Raw genomic sequence first — 942 nt, 5'->3', positions numbered from 1 at the left:
CCAGCCGTTGTCGGCGAGGGCGACGACGTAGGGGAGGGTGGCGTTGGTGAGCGCGTAGGTGGAGGTGCGGGGGACGGCGCCGGGCATGTTGGCGACGCAGTAGAACACGGAGTCGTGGACCTGGTAGGTGGGTTCGGCGTGGGTGGTGGGTTTCGAGTCCTCGAAGCAGCCGCCCTGGTCGATGGCGATGTCGACGAGCACCGAGCCGGGCTTCATCCGTGAGACGAGGTTGTTGGAGACGAGGGTGGGGGCCTTGGCGCCGGGGACGAGGACGGCGCCGATGACGAGGTCGGCGCCCTCGACGGCCTGTTCGAGTTCGAGGCTGTTGGAGGTGATGGTCTTGACCTGGCCGTGGTACTGGGCGTCGATCTCGCGGAGGCGGGCGATGGACAGGTCGAGGACGGTGACGTCGGCCTGCATGCCGTAGGCGACGGCGGTGGCGTTGCGGCCGGAGACGCCGGTGCCGATGACGACGACCTTGGCCGGGCGTACGCCGGGGACGCCGCCCATCAGGACGCCGCGGCCGCCGCCCTGGCGCATGAGGTGGTAGGCGCCGGCCTGCGGGGCGAGGCGTCCGGCGACCTCGCTCATCGGGGCGAGCAGGGGGAGGGAGCCGTCGGCGCCGACGACGGTTTCGTAGGCGATGGCGGTGGTTTTCGACGCGAGCAGGGCGTCGGTGCAGTCCTTGGATGCGGCGAGGTGCAGGTAGGTGAAGAGCACCTGGTCTTGGCGCAGGCGAGCGTATTCCTCGGCGATGGGTTCTTTGACCTTCAGGAGCAGGTCGGCGGTGTCCCATACCTGGTCGGCGGCCTGGAGGATTTGGGCGCCTGCGGCTTTGAAGTCTTCGTCGGCGAAGGACGAGCCGATGCCGGCGCCGGATTCGATGATGACTTCGTGGCCGCGTTCGCTGAGTTCGTGGACACCGGCGGGGCTGATGGCCAC

General features: G+C 69.2%; 1 protein-coding gene. It reads right to left on the bottom strand.

Features of this window, described 5'->3' with window-relative positions:
• A partial coding sequence (ald, locus tag AZG88_RS33040; RefSeq protein ID WP_061700239.1) for an alanine dehydrogenase occupies nucleotides 1–942 on the bottom strand: 942 nt, incomplete at both ends.

The sequence above is a fragment of the Rhodococcus sp. LB1 genome, from assembly GCF_001583455.1.
Lineage (GTDB): Bacteria > Actinomycetota > Actinomycetes > Mycobacteriales > Mycobacteriaceae > Rhodococcus_F > Rhodococcus_F opacus.
Note: the sequence above shows the minus strand (reverse complement) of the source record. Positions and strands in the feature narration are given on the sequence as shown.